Origin of the sequence: Methylocystis sp. MJC1 (genome assembly GCF_026427715.1) — a bacterium.
Classification (GTDB): domain Bacteria; phylum Pseudomonadota; class Alphaproteobacteria; order Rhizobiales; family Beijerinckiaceae; genus Methylocystis.
In genome coordinates this window covers 1,033,557-1,054,586 of the sequence record NZ_CP107558.1, presented here as the reverse complement: position 1 = coordinate 1,054,586, position 21,030 = coordinate 1,033,557, and the positions used below count along the sequence as shown (strand labels likewise).

General features: G+C 61.5%; 21 protein-coding genes and 2 tRNA genes. 9 read left to right on the top strand and 14 right to left on the bottom strand.

What is annotated here, in order from left to right; translation table 11 throughout:
* Nucleotides 1-210: 210 nt before the first annotated feature.
* Both tnpB and OGR47_RS05155 read right to left on the bottom strand, forming a co-directional pair.
* The gene (tnpB, locus tag OGR47_RS05160; RefSeq protein WP_246729895.1) at nt 211-357 is read right to left on the bottom strand and encodes an IS66 family insertion sequence element accessory protein TnpB; all 147 of its coding nucleotides are present in this window, start codon (nt 355-357) and stop codon (nt 211-213) included.
* Nucleotides 358-409: 52 nt separating this feature from the next.
* Nucleotides 410-486: transfer RNA gene (locus OGR47_RS05155), tRNA-Arg, on the bottom strand.
* A gap of 124 nt (nt 487-610) precedes the next feature.
* On the opposite strand from OGR47_RS05155, the gene OGR47_RS05150 reads away from it, so the two are divergent.
* The gene (locus OGR47_RS05150; protein ID WP_165056151.1) at nt 611-1,732 is read left to right on the top strand and encodes a methyltransferase; all 1,122 of its coding nucleotides are present in this window, start codon (nt 611-613) and stop codon (nt 1,730-1,732) included.
* A 96-nt stretch (nt 1,733-1,828) separates the two neighbouring features.
* On the opposite strand, the gene pgi is transcribed toward OGR47_RS05150, so the two are convergent.
* Nucleotides 1,829-3,466 (bottom strand): glucose-6-phosphate isomerase, encoded by a 1,638-nt coding sequence (gene pgi, locus OGR47_RS05145; RefSeq protein ID WP_165056149.1) that lies wholly within the window; start codon nt 3,464-3,466, stop codon nt 1,829-1,831.
* Between the two features lie 178 nt (nt 3,467-3,644).
* Here pgi and OGR47_RS05140 point away from each other — a divergent pair, with 178 nt between their 5' ends.
* Nucleotides 3,645-4,685: a hypothetical protein gene (locus OGR47_RS05140; protein ID WP_165056147.1), complete on the top strand. Its 1,041-nt coding sequence runs from the start codon at nt 3,645-3,647 to the stop codon at nt 4,683-4,685.
* A gap of 228 nt (nt 4,686-4,913) precedes the next feature.
* Here the strand turns inward: OGR47_RS05140 and OGR47_RS05135 are convergent, their stop codons facing one another.
* The gene (locus OGR47_RS05135) at nt 4,914-5,876 is read right to left on the bottom strand and encodes an L-threonylcarbamoyladenylate synthase (protein WP_165056146.1); all 963 of its coding nucleotides are present in this window, start codon (nt 5,874-5,876) and stop codon (nt 4,914-4,916) included.
* On the bottom strand, nt 5,873-6,625 hold the full coding sequence (locus OGR47_RS05130) for a peptidase (RefSeq protein ID WP_165056144.1): 753 nt from the start codon (nt 6,623-6,625) through the stop codon (nt 5,873-5,875). Before OGR47_RS05130 ends, OGR47_RS05135 begins: the two co-directional genes overlap by 4 nt.
* 107 nt (nt 6,626-6,732) lie before the next feature.
* Here OGR47_RS05130 and mtnA point away from each other — a divergent pair, with 107 nt between their 5' ends.
* Nucleotides 6,733-7,830, top strand: coding sequence for an S-methyl-5-thioribose-1-phosphate isomerase (gene mtnA / locus OGR47_RS05125; protein ID WP_165056142.1), 1,098 nt, complete (start codon nt 6,733-6,735; stop codon nt 7,828-7,830).
* A gap of 78 nt (nt 7,831-7,908) precedes the next feature.
* Nucleotides 7,909-9,783 carry a potassium transporter Kup gene (locus tag OGR47_RS05120; protein ID WP_165056140.1) on the top strand — a complete coding sequence of 625 codons (1,875 nt, stop codon included), beginning with the start codon at nt 7,909-7,911 and terminating at the stop codon, nt 9,781-9,783.
* An 8-nt stretch (nt 9,784-9,791) separates the two neighbouring features.
* Here OGR47_RS05120 and OGR47_RS05115 read toward each other — a convergent pair whose 3' ends face one another.
* Nucleotides 9,792-10,442 carry a class II aldolase/adducin family protein gene (locus tag OGR47_RS05115; protein WP_165056138.1) on the bottom strand — a complete coding sequence of 217 codons (651 nt, stop codon included), beginning with the start codon at nt 10,440-10,442 and terminating at the stop codon, nt 9,792-9,794.
* A gap of 76 nt (nt 10,443-10,518) precedes the next feature.
* Between OGR47_RS05115 and OGR47_RS05110 the strand changes: the two genes are divergently transcribed.
* From OGR47_RS05110 to OGR47_RS05095, 4 genes are all read left to right on the top strand, one after another.
* Nucleotides 10,519-10,594: transfer RNA gene (locus OGR47_RS05110), tRNA-Ile, on the top strand.
* 644 nt (nt 10,595-11,238) lie between these two features.
* A complete protein-coding gene (locus OGR47_RS05105; protein ID WP_165056136.1) occupies nt 11,239-11,541 on the top strand; it encodes a hypothetical protein in 303 nt (100 codons plus the stop codon).
* Nucleotides 11,542-11,579: 38 nt separating this feature from the next.
* Nucleotides 11,580-12,772 (top strand): IS3 family transposase gene (locus tag OGR47_RS05100; protein ID WP_371824415.1). Its coding sequence is split into 2 segments (ribosomal slippage): nt 11,580-11,835 and nt 11,835-12,772, totalling 1,194 coding nucleotides; the frame shifts between segments, so codons are not numbered across the junction.
* 118 nt (nt 12,773-12,890) lie between these two features.
* Nucleotides 12,891-13,712: a putative sugar O-methyltransferase gene (locus OGR47_RS05095; protein WP_165054589.1), complete on the top strand. Its 822-nt coding sequence runs from the start codon at nt 12,891-12,893 to the stop codon at nt 13,710-13,712.
* 250 nt (nt 13,713-13,962) lie between these two features.
* Here OGR47_RS05095 and OGR47_RS05090 read toward each other — a convergent pair whose 3' ends face one another.
* The 8 genes from OGR47_RS05090 to OGR47_RS05055 all read right to left on the bottom strand — a co-directional run bounded on the left by OGR47_RS05090 (nt 13,963) and on the right by OGR47_RS05055 (nt 19,842).
* Nucleotides 13,963-14,340 carry a hypothetical protein gene (locus tag OGR47_RS05090; RefSeq protein WP_306792342.1) on the bottom strand — a complete coding sequence of 126 codons (378 nt, stop codon included), beginning with the start codon at nt 14,338-14,340 and terminating at the stop codon, nt 13,963-13,965.
* A gap of 659 nt (nt 14,341-14,999) precedes the next feature.
* The gene (locus OGR47_RS05085; RefSeq protein WP_246729783.1) at nt 15,000-16,151 is read right to left on the bottom strand and encodes a DUF3987 domain-containing protein; all 1,152 of its coding nucleotides are present in this window, start codon (nt 16,149-16,151) and stop codon (nt 15,000-15,002) included.
* Complete coding sequence (locus tag OGR47_RS05080; RefSeq protein ID WP_165054595.1) at nt 16,148-16,351, bottom strand: hypothetical protein; 204 nt, start codon at nt 16,349-16,351, stop codon at nt 16,148-16,150. Before OGR47_RS05080 ends, OGR47_RS05085 begins: the two co-directional genes overlap by 4 nt.
* Nucleotides 16,348-16,560 (bottom strand): hypothetical protein, encoded by a 213-nt coding sequence (locus tag OGR47_RS05075; RefSeq protein ID WP_165054598.1) that lies wholly within the window; start codon nt 16,558-16,560, stop codon nt 16,348-16,350. The genes OGR47_RS05080 and OGR47_RS05075 overlap by 4 nt, the downstream gene beginning before the upstream one ends.
* 194 nt (nt 16,561-16,754) lie before the next feature.
* Nucleotides 16,755-16,949, bottom strand: coding sequence for a helix-turn-helix domain-containing protein (locus OGR47_RS05070; RefSeq protein WP_165054601.1), 195 nt, complete (start codon nt 16,947-16,949; stop codon nt 16,755-16,757).
* Nucleotides 16,950-17,528: 579 nt separating this feature from the next.
* Nucleotides 17,529-17,894: a hypothetical protein gene (locus OGR47_RS05065; protein ID WP_165054605.1), complete on the bottom strand. Its 366-nt coding sequence runs from the start codon at nt 17,892-17,894 to the stop codon at nt 17,529-17,531.
* Between the two features lie 69 nt (nt 17,895-17,963).
* Nucleotides 17,964-19,154, bottom strand: coding sequence for a tyrosine-type recombinase/integrase (locus tag OGR47_RS05060; RefSeq protein ID WP_246729784.1), 1,191 nt, complete (start codon nt 19,152-19,154; stop codon nt 17,964-17,966).
* A 289-nt stretch (nt 19,155-19,443) separates the two neighbouring features.
* On the bottom strand, nt 19,444-19,842 hold the full coding sequence (locus OGR47_RS05055) for a hypothetical protein (protein WP_165054611.1): 399 nt from the start codon (nt 19,840-19,842) through the stop codon (nt 19,444-19,446).
* A gap of 259 nt (nt 19,843-20,101) precedes the next feature.
* Here OGR47_RS05055 and OGR47_RS05050 point away from each other — a divergent pair, with 259 nt between their 5' ends.
* Nucleotides 20,102-20,932 (top strand): sugar phosphate nucleotidyltransferase, encoded by an 831-nt coding sequence (locus tag OGR47_RS05050; protein ID WP_246729785.1) that lies wholly within the window; start codon nt 20,102-20,104, stop codon nt 20,930-20,932.
* Nucleotides 20,933-21,030 lie beyond the last annotated feature (98 nt).

Below are 21,030 nucleotides of genomic sequence, written 5' to 3'. Positions count from 1 at the left end.
GGTGCGCCCGCCGGGGGCGAGACGACGTCGTTGAGGTTGGCGGATTATGCCGCCCGCGGAACTATAGCGAGCGGGGCTGCTTTTTCCCAGATTTCTGGCTGAACGGCGTATGATCTGCTCGGAAGTTCGTTCTGTGCCTCCGCCTTCAACAGCAGAGAACAGGAAGAACTGAATTCGCATCAGACACATCACACTGTCGCGCGCTTTAGGCTATGCGAAACTGCCTTCGCCGAGACCCTTGGAGACCAGCATCATTCCCGTGCCGTCCCAAAGCAGGATCATCAACCGATCCGACCGCTTAATCCGGCAAATCACAATCAGCCCAAAATGCGGATCGGGGCCGAGCGCCTTCTGCACGAGCCCAGCGAGCGCATCATGCCAGCAGCGAAAATCGACAATTTGGCTCTAGTGGCGCGCCCGAGAGGATTCGAACCTCTGACCTCTGCCTTCGGAGGGCAGCGCTCTATCCAGCTGAGCTACGGGCGCCTGTCGCGAGTCGACGCGCCTTCCTTCTACATTAACACGGACGCGCCCGCAACGGCGGCGTCCCTCTTCGCGCGCCTCGGGGCTCATGCTATCGGGGCGCGGTCGGAAGCGGGGGGGGGGGGAAATGGCAGGTCTTTTCGGGCGCTGGCTGGACGATCTGCGGGCTCGTCGCGACAGGCTGATCGTCGATCCCAAATTCCAGCGCTGGTCGCTCGCCAATCCGTTCACCCGGCCGATCGCCCGGCGGCGCGCGCGGGCGGCGCTCGATCTCACGGCTGGCTTCGTCTATTCGCAAGTGCTTTTCGCTTGTGCTCGGCTGAAGCTTTTCGAGGCGCTCTCCGACGGGCCGCTGACGGTTTCCGATCTTGCCGCGCGCCTTGCGCTTTCCGAAGCGGCGACCCGGCGGCTGCTCGACGCCGCCGCCTCGCTCGACCTCACCGAGCGACGCACGGGCGGGCGCTACGGGCTGGGCCAGCTCGGCGCGGCTTTTCTCGGCAATCCGGCGGCGCGCGTGCTGGTCGAGCATCAGCCCCTGCTTTACGCCGACATTGCCGACCCGGTGGCGCTGTTGCGCGGCGAGAAGCGCGCGGCGCTGGCGGATTACTGGCCCTATTCGGATCTCGAGCAACCCAAGGCGCTGGGCCCCGGGGATGTCGCGCCCTATAGCGCGCTGATGGCCGCCTCGCAGCCCATGGTGGCCGCGGAGGCGCTCGACGCCTATGACATAACGCAGCACAAGCGCCTCATGGACGTCGGCGGCGGCGAGGGCGTTTTCCTTTGCGCCGCGGCGGCGCGCGCGCCCGATTTGCAACTCGCGCTCGTCGATCTCCCTGCTGTCGCGGATCGCGCGCGGACGCGGCTGGAGGCTGCCGACCTCATGGCGCGCGCGGAAATACATGGCGGCGATTTCTTGCGCGACGAATTGCCGAAAGGCGCCGACGCCGTCACGCTGATCCGCATCGTGCACGATCAGGACGACGGACGGGCGCTGATGCTCCTGCGCAACATCCGTCGCGCGCTCGAGCCGGGGGCGACTCTGCTGATTATCGAGGCGATGTCCGGCGTGACGGGCGCCGAGCCGCTCGACGCCTATTACGGCTTCTACACGCTCGCCATGGGCCGCGGCGAGCCGCGCCGAGTGGCGGAGATCGAGGCGCTGCTGCGCCAGGCGGGGTTCGGCGGGTTCAGACTGCTCGACAACGCCTTGCCAACGCTGACGAGCGTTCTTGTGGCGAAGGCGGTTTAGCGTTCCCGTCATTGCGAGCGGAGCGAAGCAATCCAGGGCGGCAGTAGCGACTCTGGATTGCATCGTCGCTGCGCTCCTCGCAATGACGAGCGGCTCCTATTGTTTCGATCGCCGCCACGCGATCAATCCCGCTGTCGAGCCATCCAGCCCCGCCGTGGACGCGCTGGCGTTCTCCACGATCGGCCCGAGCTTATTCGCGAGCTCCTTGCCGAGTTCGACACCCCATTGGTCGAAGGGATTGATGTCCCAGATCACCGATTGCACGAAAACCTTGTGCTCATAGAGCGCGACGAGGCGCCCCAGGGTGCGCGGATCGAGTCGGCGATACAGCAGCACGCTCGTCGGACGATCGCCGGAGAAAACCTTATGGTATGCAAGCCTTTCGACCTCGTCCGCGTCGAGCCCCTGCGCGTGCAATTGCGCCTTTGCTTCGTCGAGCGTGCGTCCTCGCATAAAAGCTTCGGACTGAGCGAGGCAATTGGAGAACAAGAGCGCGTGATGATGCGCGTCGGCGGCGGTCGGCTCGGCGGCGACGAGGAAGTCGATCGGCGTAACGTCCGTGCCTTGATGCAGCAATTGGAAGAAAGCGTGCTGCCCATTCGTGCCCGGCTCGCCGAACACGATTGGCCCTGTGCGGTGCGTGTCGAAACGGCCGTCGCGCGTCACCGACTTGCCGTTCGACTCCATGTCGAGCTGCTGCAAATAAGCAGGGAAACGCGCGAGGCGCTGGTCGTAAGGAATCACCGCATGGGCGCGGCGATCGAGCATGTTGCGATGCCAGACGCCGAGCAGGCCCATCAGCACAGGGATATTCTTGTCGAGGGGCGCCGTACGGAAATGTTCGTCGATATCGAAGCCGCCTTGCAGAAACTGCGTGAAGTTCTCCGGCCCGATGGCGATCACGAGCGCGAGCCCGATGGACGACCAAATGGAGTAACGGCCGCCGACCCAATCCCAGAAGCCAAAGACGCGCGAGGCGTCGATGCCGAAGGCCGCCACCTTGTCGAGCTTGGTGGAAACAGCGGCGAAATGCTTGTTCACCGCCGCTTCGCCGAGCGCCGCAACGACACGCGCGCGGGCGCTCGCGGTGTTGGCCATGGTTTCCTGCGTGGTGAAAGTCTTTGACGACACGATGAAAAGCGTGCGCGCGAGATCGAGCCCCGCGAGCGTATCCGCGAGATCGGCGCCGTCGACATTGGAGACGAAATGTGCGCGCGGGCCATTTTCCCCATAGGGGAAAAGCGCGCGCGCGGCCATGACCGGCCCGAGATCGGAACCGCCGATGCCGATATTGACGATGTCGGTGAAAGGAAGCCCCGTCGCACCCCTGGCCTCGCCGCTGCGAATGGCGCACGCGAAGGCGAAGACCTTCTCGCGCTCAGCCTCGATTGCGGGGCGCATATCCTCGCCGCCGATGACCAGCGGCCGCGACGAGAGGTCGCGCAGCGCCATATGCATGGCGGGGCGCTTCTCGGTGTTGTTGACCGGCTCGCCGGCGAAGAGCGCGTCGCGCCGCGCTTCGACCTTGCGCGCCTTGGCAAGCGCTACGAGCAGATCGATCGTCTGGCGCGTAACCTTGTGCTTGGAAAAGTCGAAGAGGAAATCGTCCAGCGAAACGCTGAAATTCTCGAAGCGCGCGCCGTCCTTTTCGAACAAGTCGAGCGTGCGAACGTCATCGAGCGAGGGCGCGTGGGTCTCGAGGGCGAGGAAGGCGGCGGCGACAGCGTGGGTCATTACGAGTCTCGGTGCATTGCGCGGACAGCCGAATCGGCGGCCCTCGGGCGGCGGAAATTTACATAAAAGCCAAGCCTATTGCAGCGCGGCGAAGCTCACGGAATTTTTTACTGTATTATGACAACTAGATGTGGGAACGATCTCCGTTCAATGAATGTTTTTTGACAAAAGGACGACGATGAACCCGATCCCGCTCCTAGACGTGCGCGACGGCGGCCCCGTGGCCCATGCTCAGGCGCGGGTGCACGCCGCTGTGGCGCTGCGCGACGCCTGTCTCGGCGCGGTCGCCCCGCTCGCGCGCTGCTTGTCGCCGATCGACCAGCTGGCGTCGAACTGGCTGCGTAAGTCCGCGTCGACCTATCGCACCGAGCTCGAGCATATCGCTGCGATATTGGGTTTCCCCGGCGCGGTGACGCTCAACATGTCCTATCTCTTCGCCTGCACGACCCAGGCCTATGAGGGGCCGGACGGTCTGCCGCGCATCCGCCGCACGCTCGACTGGCCTTTTCGCGGCTTGGGCGAGGCCGTTGAGATGGCTTGGCAGTCAGGGCCGGCCGGTGATTTCTACAACGCCACCTGGCCGGGCGCCGTCGGCGTGCTGAGCGCCATGGCGCCGGGCCGCTTCTGCGCGGTCATCAATCAGGCGCCCATGCTACGGCGGATGAAGGGAAACCTTGGCTTCGCCCTCGACGCCGCGATCAATCTGCACCATGCGCTGACGAGCGAAGGCGGCTGGCCGCCCGACCATCTGCTGCGCTACGCTTTCGAAACCTGCGAGACCTTCGAGGAGGCCGTTCAGCTCATCGCCCGCGAGCCGCTCGCGCGGCCGACGCTGTTCACGCTCGCCGGCGTCAAACCCGGCGAAATGGCGCTGATCGAGCGCACGGAGCGCGAGGCGCGCATTTATCGCGGGCCGGTGATCGTGGCCAACAACTGGCAGGAGCCGCAGCCCGGCTGGCAGGCGCGCATGAGCCAGGCGAACAATGACGCCCGCGTATCGCTGATGCGCAGCGTCGCGCCCGACGCGCCGCGTTTCTCCTGGGTGACCGAGCCGGTGCTGAACAGATTGACCCGGCTGGCGGTGGAAATGTGCTCGGTCGGCGCGGGCGATTTCGTCGCCCGCGGCTATGAAAGCCGGTCGCTGCTGAAAGGTTCGCCGCATCCGGTGACGCAGGATTTCCACTTGCGCGCGGCGAGCCCGATGGCGCTGGCGGCTTAATACCATTTTCGTTTGAATAGCTCGCATGGGGACTTGTCATTCCCGGCGGGCTGAAAGCCCGACCGGGAATCCAGAGCCCAAAAAGCGCTGGTTTTGCTCTGGATTCCCGATCGCTCGCTGCGCGAGCGATCGGGAATGACAGTGAACCAATCAAGCGGATCTCGTTATAACTGGACCGCGCGCCTTCAGGCGCGCATTTCTTTGTGAGTCTGAAGGCGCGCGGTCCATTCAGACCCTCGGGGCCGCCGCCCGCCTCAAACGGTCATTGATCGCCTCTCCGAGCCCCCTCTCAGGAATATGCGCGACGGCGACCTTCTCGACGCAGCGCGCGTCGAGGTCCCGCAAGTAAGCGAAGAGATTGGCCGCCGCCTCGACGAGGTCCCCCCGCGGCGACAGATCGAGGACCAGCGCGCCCGGCGCGGCAAGCGCGGTCAGCCGCCCGCCGAAATCGAGCGCCCCCTCCCCCGCCTCCACCTCATGCGCTTCGAGCCGCAGCCGCGCATTCGGCGCATAGTGGGAGGCCGTCATGCCCGGCGCCATCACTTCGGCGCGCGTCGGCGCGGAGAGCTTCGCGCCCAGAACCTTCTCGATCTTCTCGCGCGCAACGGCGCCCGGCCGCAGCAGGACCGGCGATGCGTCGCAGAAGGAGACAATGGTCGATTCTAGCCCCGCCGTCGCGCGGCCGCCGTCGAGGATCATGTCCACCCGCCCGGATAAATCTTCCGCCACATGCGCGGCTGTCACCGGGCTCACATGGCCGGAGCGGTTGGCCGAGGGCGCGGCGACGGGTTTGCCCAGCGCCGAGATCAGCTCCCGCGCCACCGGATGGTCTGGGATGCGCAGCGCGACGCTCGGCAGGCCGGCGCGGGCCAGCTCGCAAACAGAGCCGCCCGGCGCGACCGGCGCCACGATCGTCAGAGGCCCCGGCCAAAAGGCTTCCGCCAGCCGGATCGCCGCCTCCGGCAGCAACGCCTCGCGCCGCGCCGCCTCCAAATCTGCGACATGAGCGATCAGCGGATTGAAGGAGGGCCGCCCCTTGGCGTCATAGATGCGTGCGACGGCCCAAGCGCTCGTGGCGTCGGCGCCGAGCCCATAGACCGTCTCGGTCGGAAAGGCGACGAGCCCGCCGGCACGCAAAATCTCCGCGCCGCGCGCAATCTGAGCGGCGTCTGCGGGCGCGAGAATGGTCACGGCTCGCGGCCGCGATAGGGTGGCGCGGGGATTGCCATATGCGCCGCGCGCAGCGCCTTCGACCAGCTTTCACGAAGGTCGCGGAAATATTCGTCGTTCGCGTCGATGCGCGTCGAGACTTCGAGCTTCATGTCGTCTCTGCGCAGAAGCGCGATATCGATCGGCAAACCCACCGAAAGATTGGAGCGGATGGTCGAATCCATCGAGATCAGCCCGATCTTGAGCGCTTCATAAAGGTCGCTCTCATAGTTCACCGCGCGGTCGAGAATTGGCTTACCGTATTTGTGCTCGCCGATCTGCAGATAATTTGTGTCCCGCGTGCATTCGATGGCGTTGCCCGCCGTGTAGATCATGAAGAGGCGCGGCGCGGCGCCGGCGATCTGCCCGCCGAGCAGAAGGGAAACATCGAAGCTGACGCCGGCCGCTTGCTCGCCCGACGGCGACGCCTCCTGCAACGAGCGACGCACGGCGCGGCCGACGAGATGCGCCGCTTGCAGCATGGTTTGCGGGGTCATGGCGCTTTCGATCTCGCCTGTCTCCGGGTTCTCGAACCCCTCATTGAGGAAATTCACCACGCCCTGCGTCACGGAGAGATTGCCCGCCGTGGCGAGCATCAGCACGCGCTCGCCCGGCTTCTCGAAGACGTGAAGCTTGCGGAAGGTCGCGATATTATCCAGGCCGGCGTTGGTGCGCGTATCCGCGATGATCACCAGCCCGTCGCGCACCAGAATGCCGCAGCAATAGGTCATGGAAGCTCCCCAGCGACGCCGCGACGCTCGCGGTCGCCCCGGTTTACAAGCTCCCGACCTGGAGGCACAAGGGCCGAAAGCAAGGGCATCGAATGCAGGGGCGGAAGATGCGTATCGACGGCCGCGACTATAGAACGATATGGCTGGACGCGGATGGGCGGCGAGTCCATGTCGTCGACCAGACCCGCCTGCCGCACCGCTTCGAGACGCTGGCGCTCGAAAATCTTGACGACGCCGCGCGCGCCATCCGCGACATGGTCGTGCGCGGAGCGCCGTTGATTGGCGTCACCGGCGCCTATGGCCTCGCGCTCGCCGCCGCGAGAGACGCCAGCGACGCCGCAATCGAGGCCGCCTACGCCCAATTGCTCGCCACGCGCCCGACCGCGGTCAATCTGCGCTGGGCGCTGGACCGCGTGAAAGCGCTGCTTCTTACCGCCCCTCCTGAGACGCGCGCGGCGCGCGCCTATGCGGAGGCAGGGCGCATCGCCGAGGAGGACGTCGCCTGCTGCGAGTCGATCGGCGACCATGGCGCGGCGCTCATCCGCGCGGTGGCAGAGAAGAACCCCGGCCGCCCCGTGAATATCCTCACCCATTGCAACGCCGGCTGGCTCGCGACGGTCGATTGGGGCACGGCGCTGGCGCCGATCTACAAAGCGGCGCGGGCGGGAATTCCGCTTCATCTCTGGGTCGATGAGACGCGCCCGCGCAATCAGGGCGCGAGCCTCACCGCCTTCGAGCTTCTGAGCGAGGGCGTTCCCCATACGGTGATCGCCGACAACGCCGGCGGCCATTTGATGCAGCATGGGCGCGTCGATCTCGCCATCGTCGGCACGGACCGCACGACGCGCGCCGGCGACGTCTGCAACAAGATCGGCACCTATCTCAAAGCGCTTGCGGCGCATGACAATGGCGTGCCCTTCTATGTCGCTTTGCCCAGCTCGACGATCGACTGGCGCATCGCGGATGGCGTCGCCGACATTCCTATCGAAGAACGCGACGCGCGCGAGGTGACGCATATCGCCGGCCTCGGCGCCGACGGCGCTGTTTCAGAGGTGCGGCTCACGCCCGCCGGGTCTCCCGCGCGCAACTGGGCCTTCGACGTGACGCCGGCGCGCTATGTCACCAGGCTCATCACGGAGCGTGGGGTCTGCGCGGCGTCTGAGGCAGGGTTGCAGGGCCTGTTCCCTGACAGCGCGGGCCGTTGATCGCTCGAAATTCCTCATATCATCCTTATACCGCCCCCCACTAAAGTTCAGGGTTCAATCCATTTCGAAGGAAAGTTGATGAACAAGACGACGCAGGCGCAGCCGCATATTTCGAGCGCGAGCGCGCTCGCGCTCGGGGCGCTCGGCGTCGTCTATGGCGATATCGGCACGAGCCCACTCTATACGGTCAAAACCATCGTCGACTGGGCCGGCGGCGCCGTCGCGCCGGAAGAAGCGCTGGGCATCTTCTCCCTGATCGCCTGGACGCTTTTGATCATCACCTCGTTCAAATATGTCGCGGTCGTCATGCGCGCCGACAACGACGGCGAGGGCGGCATTCTCGCCCTCATGTCGCTGCTCGGCGTCAAGGGAACACGGCGCCCATTCGTCATCGGGCTCGGCATGCTCGGCGCAGCGCTGCTCTTCGGCGACGGCGCCATCACTCCGGCAATTTCGGTGCTGAGCGCGCTCGAAGGCCTCAAGACGCCCATGCCGTCGATAACGCCCTATATCGCGCCTGTTTCCGTCGCGATTCTCGTCGCGCTCTTCGCCCTCCAGTCGCAGGGCACGGCGCGCATTTCCAAGCTCTTTGGGCCGGTGATGACCATATGGTTCGTCGTCATTGCCCTGCTCGGCCTGAAAGGCGTCGCCCTTCACCCCGCAGTGCTGCGCGCGCTGAATCCGCTCGTCGGCCTCAGCTATCTCTTCGAGCACGGAACGGCGGGCTTCCTGCTTTTGGGCGCGGTCTTCCTCTGCGCGACCGGGGCCGAGGCGCTCTACGCCGATATGGGCCATTTCGGCCCGCGCCCGATCCGCCTCGCCTGGTATAGCCTCGTTCTGCCGGCCCTGCTGCTCAACTACGCCGGCCAGACGGCCCTGCTGGTCGAGGGCCCGACCGCAGCCGGCGCCAATCCCTTCTTCGACCTTTGCCCCGAGGCTCTGCAGCTCCCCCTGGTCGCATTGGCGACCGTGGCCACCGTGATCGCCAGCCAGTCGATCATCACCGGCGCCTATTCGATGACAAGGCAGGCGATCCAGCTTGGCCTGCTGCCCCGCCTCCATATTCTGCAGACATCGGAAGAAAGCTACGGCCAGATTTACGTCGGCTTCGTCAATTGGAGCCTGATGGCGCTGACTCTCGCGCTCACCATCTCCTTCCAATCCTCGGAGCGCCTTGCCGCCGCATTCGGCATCGCCGTCTCGCTCACGATGATGCTCACCAGCGCGCTGATGTTCATCGCCATGCGCGAGGTCTGGCGCTGGAGCCTCGGCCTCAGCCTGTCGCTTGCGGGATTGTTCGTCGTCGTCGACGGGGCCTTCGTCGCGTCCAATCTGGTGAAGTTCTTCGAGGGGGGATGGATTCCGCTCGTCACCGCCTCCGTCATCTTCTTCGTGATGCATTGCTGGGCGCAAGGCTATGCGGCCATGGTCGCCGCGCTGGAGCGCGATACGCTGCCGATCGGGCAATTCGTGGCGAGCATGGCCGATAAGACGCGCGTGAAAGGCACGGCGGTCTATCTCTCCAGCCGCACCGACGTCGTTCCCGTCCCACTCCTGCACAATCTCAAGCACAACAAGGTGCTGCACGAGCGCATCGTGCTGCTGCACGTCGAGACCGAGCATCTGCCGCGCCTCGACCCTGTCGAGCGCGTCCAATCGGCGCCGCTGGAGGGCGGCTTCCATGCCGTGAACATTCGCTACGGCTTCATGGAACAGCCCAACATCCCCCGCGCGCTGCTTCTGGAGTCGCTGTCGCTGCCCTTCATCTTCAATATGATGGAGACGTCCTTTTTCGTCGGCCGGATTTCGGTCGTCGCCGTCGGCCTGTCACGATGGCGCAAATTCAAGCTACGGATCTTCCAGATCATGCATCGCAACGCGCTGCCGGCGACGGAATTCTTCCAGATTCCGCCGGGCCGGGTGGTCGAGCTCGGCAGCCAGGTCGAGGTCTGACACGCTGCCTAGTTCTCGCGCGGCCCGTAAGTCTTGAACCGCTCCACGGTCCGCCAAATCTCGTCATCCGGCAAGATGACCGGCGCGCCCGCCAGCGCGCCGAGATAATAGACCCGCGCCAGCGCCTCCAGCTCCACCGCCCGCCACAGCGCCTTGCGCATGTCCGGCCCCGTGACGATCGCGCCATGGTTCGCCAGCAGCACGCCGTCGCGATTTCTCAGCCCCTCGACGACGAGCCGCGAAAGCTCCGCCGTGCCATAGGCGGCGTAGCCGACGCAGGGCACGGTCGGCCCGCCAAAGGCCGCGATCATGTAATGGACGGCGGGAATCTCCCGCCGCAGCGTCGCAAGCGTCGTGGCGTAGGTGGAGTGCATATGGACGACGGCGCCGACGTCCGGCCGGGCGCGATAAATATCGAGATGAAAACGCCACTCGCTCGACGGCGGCAGCGGCCCCTCATAGGCGCCGCTTTCGTCGGCGAGCGTCATGCGAGCGATCGCCTCGGGCGCGAGCTCCCGCGCCGGCACGCCGCTCGGCGTCACGAGCGCCGCCGCGCCGTCGCGCAGCGACAGATTGCCGGCGGAGCCGTGGTTGAGCCCGAGGCGCTCCAGCTCCAGCGCCCCCTCCACGATGGCCCGTCGTTTCTCGGCTTCCGTCATCCCCGCCCCATTTCGCGCGACGATATTGCCCGCCCGGCGGATTGCTGTATAGGACGTAACGTCCCCGGGACGACAGGGGCCGGTAGCTCAATGGTTAGAGCCGACCGCTCATAACGGTCTGGTTGGGGGTTCGAGTCCCTCCCGGCCTACCAATAAATAACATTTTAATCAATAAAATCATATGCTTTTGAAAAGAGAAACATCGTAAGTCTTACAATTGGTCCTTCAATGCGCCAGCATCACTGTTCATTATCTATTCGACCGAGGCCCTCAATAATCCGCTCAACAGTCGCCTTGGCGACTACTGCGCTTACGCATGTTCCCTAGCCGGAATTGTAAGGACGCCCCTGGGCGTCAATCTGCACCGCCCAGAACCAGCGCCCGTCCTGTGGGCCGCCCGCATTCTCTAGATTTGCGCAATCGCGCCAAGCTTTGCGTCAACCAAGCACCAATCATCGGGAACTAGAGAACCGTCTGCGCGGGCTAGGTTCGTGCGTCGCCACTTGCAGAACAGATAGGCCGTCAAACTTTTAATCAGGGGGTCCCGGGCTCGAGCCTCGGCACGATCACCATTAAAATCATATAGTTGTTGAAACTGGCAAGCCGGCGGACTCATAGCGGACCTCGCCAGGGGCCAACACCTGCCTTTGACATGTGTAACTTGGCCGGTTAGAAGGCAGAAACAAATCCGATTGAATCTAACTTTCGAGAGGATTCGATTAGTATTATGTATCGTCAGTTCTAGGTTTGCCGCCTTCCGAAACGGTGTCGAATTTCAATTTTAAGGGAAATTGGTATGAATAACTTGCACGAAATCGAGCGTGAAATCAGGTCACGGCATCGTCCTCATCTCTCATTGGATGCTGAAGCGGCTGTATCACCTATTCCTGAAGGGGACGATTTGGAGGTTGTCTCACGTATTGTTGGGTGTTTTCGCCGCTATCACGAAAAAGAGCAGAACAAAGCCACGTCAATGTGGGAGCAGCTTCAAACCAAACATAACAGCCAAGAGCTATCTGCACTCAAGAGCGGATCAATAGAAGACGTCAGAGCTGGCCTCGCAAATTCGGACGGTAGCTTGAGTGGATTTTCTGCCTGACAGCGGCGAGGATTCTCGCCGCGAATCAGGAGGATTCGATGACGAAGAGGAGCCGCCGGACGCATTCTCCGGCGTTCAAGGCGAAAGTAGCTTTGGCCGCGATCAAGGGGGAGAAGACTCTGGCCGAACTGGCGCAGCAGTTCGACGTGCATCCGAACCAGATCACGACGTGGAAGAGCCAGTTGCTCGAAGGTGCGGCGGGCGTGTTCGGGCAGGAGAAGGCGGAGCCGAAAGAGGCAGCCGTGGATTTGAAGTCGCTTCACGCCAAGATCGGCGAGCTGACCCTGGCCAATGATTTTTTAGAGGGCGCGCTCAGCAAAGCCGGCCTGCTGAGCGCAAAGCGATGATCGATCGCAGCCACGCCTTCCCGATCAAAGGGCAAGCAAAGATGCTCGGCCTCGCCCGCAGCACGGTCTATTACAAGCCTCGGCCGGTCTCGACCGAGGACCTCAAGCTGATGCGGCGTCTCGACGAACTGCATCTCGATTATCCCTTCGCCGGGGCGCGGATGCTTCGCGATCTCTTGCGGCGCGAGGGCGCCGTCATCGGTCGCCGGCACGTGGCGACGCTGATGAAGCGAATGGGGATCGAGGCGATCTACCGGCGGCCAAATACGAGCAAGCCGGCGCCGGGCCACAAGGTCTACCCGTATCTCCTGCGCGGCGTGACGATCGAGAGGCCGGATCATGTCTGGGCGATGGACATCAGCTACATCCCCATGCGGCGTGGCTTTGTCTATCTCGCGGCGGTCGTCGACGTGGCCAGCCGCCGCGTTCTGTCGCATCGCGTGTCGATCACGATGGAGGCGGCGTTCTGCGTCGAAGTGCTCGAAGAGGCGCTGGCGAAACATGGCAAGCCTGAGATTTTCAACACGGATCAGGGGAGCCAGTTCACCAGCCTCGACTTCACGAGCGTGCTGCTCGATGCGAACGTCGCCATCAGCATGGACGGCAAGGGCGCCTGGCGCGACAATGTCTTTGTCGAGCGGCTGTGGCGCAGCGTGAAATATGAGGAGGTCTATCTGCGCGCCTACGACAGCGTGTCCGAGGCGCGCGCGTCGATCGGGCGGTATTTGGCCTTTTACAACGAGCGGCGCCCGCATTCGTCGCTTGACGGGCGCACGCCAGACGAGGCCTACTTTGGCATCAAGGAGACGGCGATGCCGCATGATATCGCCTTTCGATTTATCGCACCTCTGGTCGGGCCTACGGCCCTCCCGGCGCCGCGATAAATCGAAGAACCCCGCGTTCAGCAAACCCCGGCAGAGATCCACTCAAAATCCGCGGGGAGCCGTCCAAGCGACCGGGGCCAGCTCTGTCGCCTCTATATTACGCAATCTAAAAGATAACATGCTCACTTATGGAATGGATAATCTATGCTCAGCTGGAACGGTCGGCTTTGCGCAGCCTGATATACTTCAGAAGTATATCTACCTTTGTCAGGACAATCTTTTGCGGCTTGCCGAGGGCCTTGGAGGGATGTGGCTTGACATTCCAAGCGCACCAGACTGGTGCCGATTTTCGGCAACAAGGACGAACGATATCCTAACGCACATAGACAGCGCAGTCGGCGTAACAATCGATTTTCCTAACCCGTTTCCGGGGGAGTACGGACTGAAAACCGACCGAGGTGTTTGCTGCTTTCGATCCATTAGCGCCATCTACTTGGCATTTAGAGTCAGTCAATTATGCAGAGGAATCGAAAATCCACGCGTGCTTGAAATTGGCCCAGGCGTTGGAAGATCAGTTTATTACGCCCATCGATTGGGCATTGAAGACTACACATGCGTAGATTTGCCGTTTCCAGCAGGGGTGGTCCAATCTTACTATTTGATGCGCACGCTTGGCTCCGAAAAGGTTCAGCTTTTGGGAGAAAATGCAGATGAAAGTAAAATTAGGATCATAGACCCAGAAACATTTTATGCCGGGACTGGTTACTATGACCTGATCGTCAACATGGACTCGCTAACCGAGGTTGGGAGCCCAGTAGCAAAGAAATACTGGGACATGATTAGCCGATCTTGCTCAAAATTCCTGAGCATCAACCATGAGAGTAATGGCTATCGAATTAGGGATATGGCGATGTCTTCGAGTGTATCAGGTTACACTCGTCACCCAGATTGGCTGCACCCTGGGTATGTCGAGGAGTTAGTGGAATTCAAGCATTATTAGCTGCGTCCCATCTCAACCCCTACGTCAATATAAAGGTGCGCGGTGGGCCTTTTCTATGCTGGGCCAACCGCTCAAACAGTGAGAACGCTTTCCAGCCTCGTCTTATTCATTCCCGCCCCCTTTCTCGCCAGCACGCGGGACACCTGTGCGGACCCATATCACCTGCCGTCCCTCTGCCAACGCCTGCGTCTCGCGTTCGAGCGCATTTCTATCCCCGTAGATCAGCAAGGCGGGCCTGCCCCCTGCGGCGTCATTTTCGAGCTTTTGAAGCCGCGTGGATAGTATCCGGTTCATTGTTGCCTTCTCCTTCCAGCGCCTTAAGCCGTCTTTCGAACTCAGTCGCCTCTAGCGCCCTCAGATGCGTTTCAACCAGCTTGCTGACGGCCTCGGCCTCACTCGGCGTAACGTCGCCAGCCGCAACAGCCGCGAGGATTGCCGCCATCGCCCGTGAGACGCCGCTCGCAGTCTCGATAGCCGGGAGTGCTAAATACACCGGCCTATCCCGCCGTGCCGGAACGAGCCTTTCGAGACACAGCCGCAACGCAGGTCCGTCGCCTGCTAGCGCGAGTTCAATTGCTCTACGGGTTAACGCCTCCGCCTCCCCGTCGAGAAGCGCCTCTGCCGCCAAAGTCGCCCGGTTCCTAGCTCCCCTAGGCCGTCCAGGGTTACCTTGTTCGAACGGTCGTCCTCGCGTTCTCGCCACGTTGTTTCGCGTCTCATCCACCACCATCAGGCCCTCCCATCCGGGGGAAGCCGCTTGAAGCATGGCGCACAATACCAGCGCGCTCCAATCGGCTTTCGTAGGAACCAGCCAACGCCAACGATGCCCACGGCACCACACCCACACCGATGTATTGGGAAAAATTCCTCGGAACTGCCCTCTTGGCGCACTGACGAAACCGACAAAACCATACCGCGACCGGTTTTGTCAGTTTTGTCAGTTCCTCCTTGAACCGGTTTCGACAATTTCTCGGCTTCGCGAGCTGCCGTCAGCCAGCGCCCCATATCAGCCTCCGTTGCACAGTTTCGGATTCCACTCGTAGACGACGGACGGCCTGCCGCCTTCTTCTCGGGTCGGCTGAAGCTCTCCACGCACATGGCCCGTTTGCTCCAACAGATCGAGAGCGTCTCCAACCGAGTCTCGATCAGCAAGGCCCGCCCAAGCTCGCCTTTGTATGTCTCTCGCCGTAAACTTAGCTGGAGGCATGTCACGCCGCTTAGCAATTAGCCGCGCGCCGCTTTCGGCAGCAACAGCCCCGGCGCCATAGACGCGCATCGCATGGCTTTTTAAGCAGGAAGCTTGCCTGACCGAGCCTCGTCTTGAAGTTCGATCATCCACGCGCGGAACATTTCTTGCGCATGGGACTCGAAACCGATCACATGCGGCGCGTCGAGATTCGGGGCAAACACCTTAATTTCCTCAAATACTGCCTCATACGCTAGACGGGCGCTGGCATTCGGTGCGCGATCAACCCATGCCCAGTCCCTTGGATCATCCGGCCAGACAGCTAGCTGAAAGCGCTGCAGAAGCCCGTCATCTGCGGCCCCCGTCATTGTACCGCGAACAAGAGGAGCGATCCGTGAGGGTTGGATGCCCCCAATTATAGAAACCGTCGCGCGCTCGATATGGACCGTGCCGCGTCCGATCCGATCATAGGTAAAAGCGCCATCGCCGTTGAAAGCTTCGAGGTAGAACGCCCGTTCGGATTGATTGTCTTCCCCCTGGAGTTTGCTCAGGAAGCCCGCCAACTCGTCCCGGATAAGCAAGAGTCCATGACGGTTTTGGTTAAGCAGTTCACCCAACTTTTCGACACTCGCGTCATTGACGACCCAACGTGGGCAAGGTTGATCTGCGCCATCACCGTGAATGTGGGCGGCAAGGATTTGGCGCGCACGGTCCCGGTCACCAGTTTTGATAGCCTTAGCCGCCTCCTTGGCCGCATCCTTTGCACCCAGTTCATTAAGTGCGGCATCGATTTCCGCCTCCTTCCTCGCCGCGTCCCAGTTATCGCGAGCGACCTCTTGAATCGCATAAACCGGCGCGAGGGCTGCACGCATGGCTGGGCTTTTCATGGCGCTAGGCCGACCGATGTTCGCGCCCCAAAGGTTCGCAACGACTTCCCAATCATCAGACGATTTGGGCTTAATGCGAACGTCATTCCCAACGATTGCGGCGAGTCCGCAAAGACAGGCCACTGCGGCAAAATCCGCTGGAGACTGTTGCCGGTCCGATATGTCGAAAATGTGATTCCCCAGCGAAGTTGGCAGCAGTTCCGGTTCGAAGACTTTAACCGCCGGTAGGCGAGAGGTGATTGGCCTTGATTCAGGCCAGTCAGGGGGCGCGGAAGTTCCCGCCGCTTTGCGTTCCCGGTAACGGCGCGCCTCTTGAGCGAAATAGTCATTCCACTCGTCCGCAGACATGTCGTGGAGGAAGCTCAAAACGACACCTCTACAGTTTCTAACGCCAGTAGAATGTCCGCGACAATGAGGAGCGCGGCACTCTTCGCCTCCATCTCCTCAATGACGGGACGCAACAAATCCTCGTTACCAAGAAGCGGCAGTCCACGAGCCTCTCGGCGATAGACGTAAGCGAGCATGCGCAGCCGATCTGAGGTTATAGGCATCTGGTAGTCGGTCATTTTCCGCCTCCCTGCTGGCCAAGCGCCTTAAATTCTGCGATGGCTTCAAGGAGTGTCGAGCGCGCATGGCGCAGGGCCAGTTCAAGCACTTCGCGGTTCTCAGCCGCCGCAGCCGCGCAGATCGCCGCACCGAACGATGCGAGAAACTCGCCACACTCACCGATGAAATCTAAAGCCAAAAGCTCAGTGTCGCGGTTTCTCTCAGTCATGGCGCGGCTCCCCCCATAGCAACGAGGTCCGCGCACAATTCGGCGGAAATCTTGATACGGCGAATGGGAGGACGAGCGCGCCAACGCCGGCGAGGATTCGGATTTTCGGATACAATCCGAAGCGTTCTGTTGATATTGCTTTCCCGGTTCCGCGTGACAACGCGGGCCGGGTTTTGGCTTTCAGGAAGGGTCATTCAAAATCCCTCCCGAAGGATGCGCTCGCTTTCGGCGCGCGGGACAAGCGTGCGCTTGCCGAGCTTCAGGACTTTGATCTTGCCCTGCCTGATCTTCTCATAGGCATTGGAAGGGCTGATCCCTACCATCCGGCACCAAGGGCGGAAGGGATAGGCGAGCGGCTCAAATTCTTGCGGCTTGTTGTGTTGCGTCATGGACACCACCGGGTTGCATTAAAGCTATGCACCCGAAGGTAAGCGCCGAAGTCCGATTTAGTCCTTCATAACAATTCAGGGAGACTTCACAACAATTCGTCGCCTGGTCACAGGACGCCCATTCCGAATAGCAGAAACAAAATTCCGCACCGTGGGGAAAGTGACACTCTCACGCATCAAACCTTGCCAGCCCTGCGCCGGATCGTCCTCGAAAATCAGTTACGCGATTTCCTCAGTCTTCGCGTCTGGCCGCCATTCAAACACTTGCCGAACTACCGGCTCCCAGTGTTGCCGCCAAAGCCTTAGCGGAGCGCCCCGGCGGCGGCGGTAGGTTAGTAAGGCTTCCGCTAGCGCCTCTCTAAACTCCTTCGAGCGTCGGCTCTCAGATCCGTTAAGCTTTCCAGTAAGCGGCTTGCCGGTGGTTATAGGGCCGCCAAGACCGAACAAGCCAATATCCCGTTTTTCGTCATTCATCGCGCGCACCCGCGAGCATCGGAGGAACCTCGGGAAACCGGGCGATGCGTCCCGGCTTGTCGGATGGCCGTCCTATTCCGAGGCGTCTCTATAGATCAGCAGATGTTACCCAGTAGCCCTATCAAAAACCGCGCTGTAAATGTGCTGCAACTTCATCGCGCTCAGTTCGGCGTCAAGGGCGATCCGCTGGACTCCGTCGATACGGATGTCCTCTCTACCGATAGCTTGCCGCATCCCAACAATGGCCGCGCTCAGGCCGCAGAGCCGATCTTTGTGCTTGCCCAGTTCGTCCGCAAATCCTGTCTTTGTAGTGGGCCACTCGCCGTCAGCACTTGCCTGCTTCGTCGCTTCCCAACGACCCCTGGCCATGTAGGCTACCAAGTTGTTGATGGTTGTGCTGCCGACCCCATGCTCTTGCAGTTCCTTGATGATGTCGGACAGGCTTGTTGTGGTAACAGTGCTTTCAGCCATGGCGAAGAAGATCCTTTCTCGCGGTGGTTAGGCTGGGCTTGGCTCCCTTACAGCCTTGCCCAGCCGCTTTCAGGCGGGAGCGCCGCCCGATTTCGTAAATTTCAGAACGTTATCGGCACCAATGGGCTGGCAATATCCTGACCACGCTTCCATCAAGCCGCGCCTCTTTTCCAGAAAGTCGCCGCGCTTGTAGGACAATTCGGCCTCGTCTCCCAGGCGATGGGCCAGAGCCTGCTCGGCAATCTCGCGAGAGAAATTGGTTTCATGGCCGCACCAATCACGGAAAGAGGAGCGAAAGCCATGCACGGTAACGCCCGTTACATCCATTCTTCCTAAAACCCTTTGCATTGCGACATGCGAAAGAGGCTTATCACCCCGCGGGCTGGGGGACACGAACTCGCCCGTGCGGGCGGCAGCAAGATCTTTGAGAATTTCCATAGCCCGAGCGCTGAGCGGGACCCGATGCTCAATACCGCCCTTCATGCGCTCTTTCGGAATCACCCAAACCTTTGACGTCTTGTCGATTTCTTTCCAGCGCGCTCCGAAGACCTCATTCGAACGGCAAGCTGTTAAAATGGTGAACTCAAGCGCCTTCGCGGAAAGCGCCTCCTCCGCGCGCAGTCGAGCCATGAAATATGGCACCTGCTCGTATGGCATTGCTGGATAGTGACCTTGAGAGAGCTTTTTTCGCTTTGGAAGCAGATGTTCTAAATGACCGCGCCACGCTGCCGGGTTCTCCCCAGAACGGAAGCCGCGCGCCTTGGCCGCGTTTAAGATAGCCTCAATACGCTGGCGCAGGCGCGATGCCGTGCTTGGGGTCTTAAGCCACAGCGGTTTGAGAACACTTAGAACTTCGGTAACTTCGATGGCGTCCACCGGCTTACCCCGGAGAGGAGCGCAGCCAACCTTTAGCGCCCATTCCCATTGATAAACATGCCGCTGGTGTCGCCATTCAGGCTTTTTGGTTTCGAAGAACTCATCTGCCAGCGCGCCGAACGTCGGGACGGTTCGGCTACCCGCCCGGCGGGCTTCGATAGGGTTACGCCCCGAAGCCAGAACCTTCCGCTGCTCATCCCTGTGATTGCGGGCCTCGGCCAGTCCCACGACGTCGGCAGATCCAAGTCCCATTTCTGTGACTTTGCCGCCCCAAGAGAAGCGATAGACCCATTTGCGGGAGCCTGTAGCGCTCACGACGAGATAAAGCCCCGCCCCGTCGCCGTGTCTGCCCGGATTCGCTTTCTCGACGGCTTTTGCCGTCAACTTCCCCGCTGCCATGCGCGCCCTGGTCTTACAATTAGTCTTACAATCTGACGCGGACAGTAGCGGATATGAGCGGACTAAGAAAGAGATGATAAAGCAAAAACCAACGTTTTATTACCTTTTTGCAAATGCCGATGGACCGAGCCGGACAATAGGTTAGGGGACCTCCAGGCCTACCACGGCGCGCTCACCCGCCACCGAAATTTCCCGGTGCCCTGAAAACGGAAGCGGGCGCCGGATCGATCCAGCGCCCTTCGTGCCGCGTCTCAACTTGGAGCCTTGCGTCGGCTCACTTGCGCGGTTGGCTCTCCTGCTCATTGCGGCTCTTGCCAGAGATTTCTTCCGGCGGCTGCCACACGATTTTCGAGGCGGACGCGGGCGTCATTCCCTGCCCGTTTCTGGTGGAGCGAAGCTTCTCGACCGCACTGACGGCTGCACGCCACTCATCGGCGGCCCAATTTGTCGCGTCTGGCTTTGCGGGCGCAGCCGGCTGTATGGGCGCCGCGAACCCATAAGTTTCCTGAGGCGCGCGCTGAACAGCAGACAGCAAGCTTGACGCATCGGCCCCTTCGTCCAGGCTCTCCGACATGCGGGCGAACCTTGTCCCTCCAATCAGGCCGAGTCCGGCGATTAGCGCGAGCAGCGCCGTAAAGCCGGCCGCGTGTCGATTGATTCTTGGCATGGTCATGACCACGGTCTCCAATGTGGAAGATGGGTCCTAACGCTCCGATCCAGCGTGTGTTTCAGCCACGTTTGGTGTTTTTTTGGGTGCAAAGTGGCGTCGGAGCCCGCCCCGACGCGTCGTGGCAATCGCTTAAGCCGAATCGCCAAATTGCCGGCCTCTCCTTCCCACCCTTAGAAAGGAGCGTTGTGCGCGAGCTGGAAAGGAAACTCAACCGGAGAGAGGAAGAGTGTCACGCCCACGTTGGCTCGATAGGGAGTTCGCAATGGATCGTCATTCTCATCCCGACGTCATTGGCTTCGAGCCCCCTCAGCCGGAGGCGCTCGAGCGCGCGTTTTCTCCGCGATCAGACGCCAAAGCCCACGCCCCCCGACCTATCCAACAGGCCGTCGTGATGGCGGGAGGGAAGGGAACGCGCCTCTATCCATATTCGGCGCATTTTCCCAAACCCCTCATCCCCTTGGGTGATATGCCGATCCTCGAGCTGCTGCTGAGGCGGCTGAAGTTTGCCGGCGTCGCCGACATCGTTCTGGCCGTCGGTCACCTGCGTCATCTGATCGAGGCCTATTTCGGAGACGGCGCGTCTCTCGGCGTCAATATTCGCTACAAAGGCGAAGACTATCCGCTCGGCACCGCTGGCGCGCTCGGCGCCATAGTTGATGAACTCGACGGCGATTTCTTCGTTACGAATGGCGATCTCCTGACGACGCTCGACCTCGACGGCATGGTGCGGCAGCATCGGGAGACAGGGGCGGATGCTTCCGTCGGCGTCTTCCAACGCAACGTCAAGCACGAATTCGGCCTTGTCGAGGTCGACGGCGAGCGCCGAATGATCGCCTATTACGAAAAGCCACAGGACAGCTATCTGATCAGCATGGGCATTTACATTCTCAACGCGAATGCTGTCAGGCCGCATCTGCAGGCGAACGAGCATCTCGATATGCCGCAGCTTTTACTGCGAATGCAAATGGCGGGAAAAGACATCCGCTGCTTCCAGGACGATTGCGTTTGGCTCGATATCGGCCGGCCAGACGATTTCGCGCTGGCTCAAAAAATGTTCGAGAAGGATCGGCAGCTCTTCCTGGGCTCGAGCTGACGCCCCCTCTTCGCGTCACCGAAGCCGCCGTCTTGCCGATCGCAGATATGGCTGAAGCCAAAAATAGGTCCGCGAGAGCTCCCGCGGGCCTTTTCTAG

Excerpts from the sequence above, each read along its gene's own strand:
- OGR47_RS05150 (WP_165056151.1), top strand. The coding sequence starts at position 611 with ATGGCAGGTCTTTTCGGGCGCTGGCTGGACGATCTGCGGGCTCGTCGC.
- pgi (WP_165056149.1), bottom strand. The coding sequence starts at position 3,466 with ATGACCCACGCTGTCGCCGCCGCCTTCCTCGCCCTCGAGACCCACGCG.
- OGR47_RS05140 (WP_165056147.1), top strand. The coding sequence starts at position 3,645 with ATGAACCCGATCCCGCTCCTAGACGTGCGCGACGGCGGCCCCGTGGCC.
- OGR47_RS05130 (WP_165056144.1), bottom strand. The coding sequence starts at position 6,625 with ATGACCTATTGCTGCGGCATTCTGGTGCGCGACGGGCTGGTGATCATC.
- mtnA (WP_165056142.1), top strand. The coding sequence starts at position 6,733 with ATGCGTATCGACGGCCGCGACTATAGAACGATATGGCTGGACGCGGAT.
- OGR47_RS05120 (WP_165056140.1), top strand. The coding sequence starts at position 7,909 with ATGAACAAGACGACGCAGGCGCAGCCGCATATTTCGAGCGCGAGCGCG.
- OGR47_RS05115 (WP_165056138.1), bottom strand. The coding sequence starts at position 10,442 with ATGACGGAAGCCGAGAAACGACGGGCCATCGTGGAGGGGGCGCTGGAG.
- OGR47_RS05105 (WP_165056136.1), top strand. The coding sequence starts at position 11,239 with ATGAATAACTTGCACGAAATCGAGCGTGAAATCAGGTCACGGCATCGT.
- OGR47_RS05095 (WP_165054589.1), top strand. The coding sequence starts at position 12,891 with ATGCTCACTTATGGAATGGATAATCTATGCTCAGCTGGAACGGTCGGC.
- OGR47_RS05080 (WP_165054595.1), bottom strand. The coding sequence starts at position 16,351 with ATGACCGACTACCAGATGCCTATAACCTCAGATCGGCTGCGCATGCTC.
- OGR47_RS05075 (WP_165054598.1), bottom strand. The coding sequence starts at position 16,560 with ATGACTGAGAGAAACCGCGACACTGAGCTTTTGGCTTTAGATTTCATC.
- OGR47_RS05070 (WP_165054601.1), bottom strand. The coding sequence starts at position 16,949 with ATGACGCAACACAACAAGCCGCAAGAATTTGAGCCGCTCGCCTATCCC.
- OGR47_RS05065 (WP_165054605.1), bottom strand. The coding sequence starts at position 17,894 with ATGGCTGAAAGCACTGTTACCACAACAAGCCTGTCCGACATCATCAAG.
- OGR47_RS05055 (WP_165054611.1), bottom strand. The coding sequence starts at position 19,842 with ATGACCATGCCAAGAATCAATCGACACGCGGCCGGCTTTACGGCGCTG.
- OGR47_RS05050 (WP_246729785.1), top strand. The coding sequence starts at position 20,102 with ATGGATCGTCATTCTCATCCCGACGTCATTGGCTTCGAGCCCCCTCAG.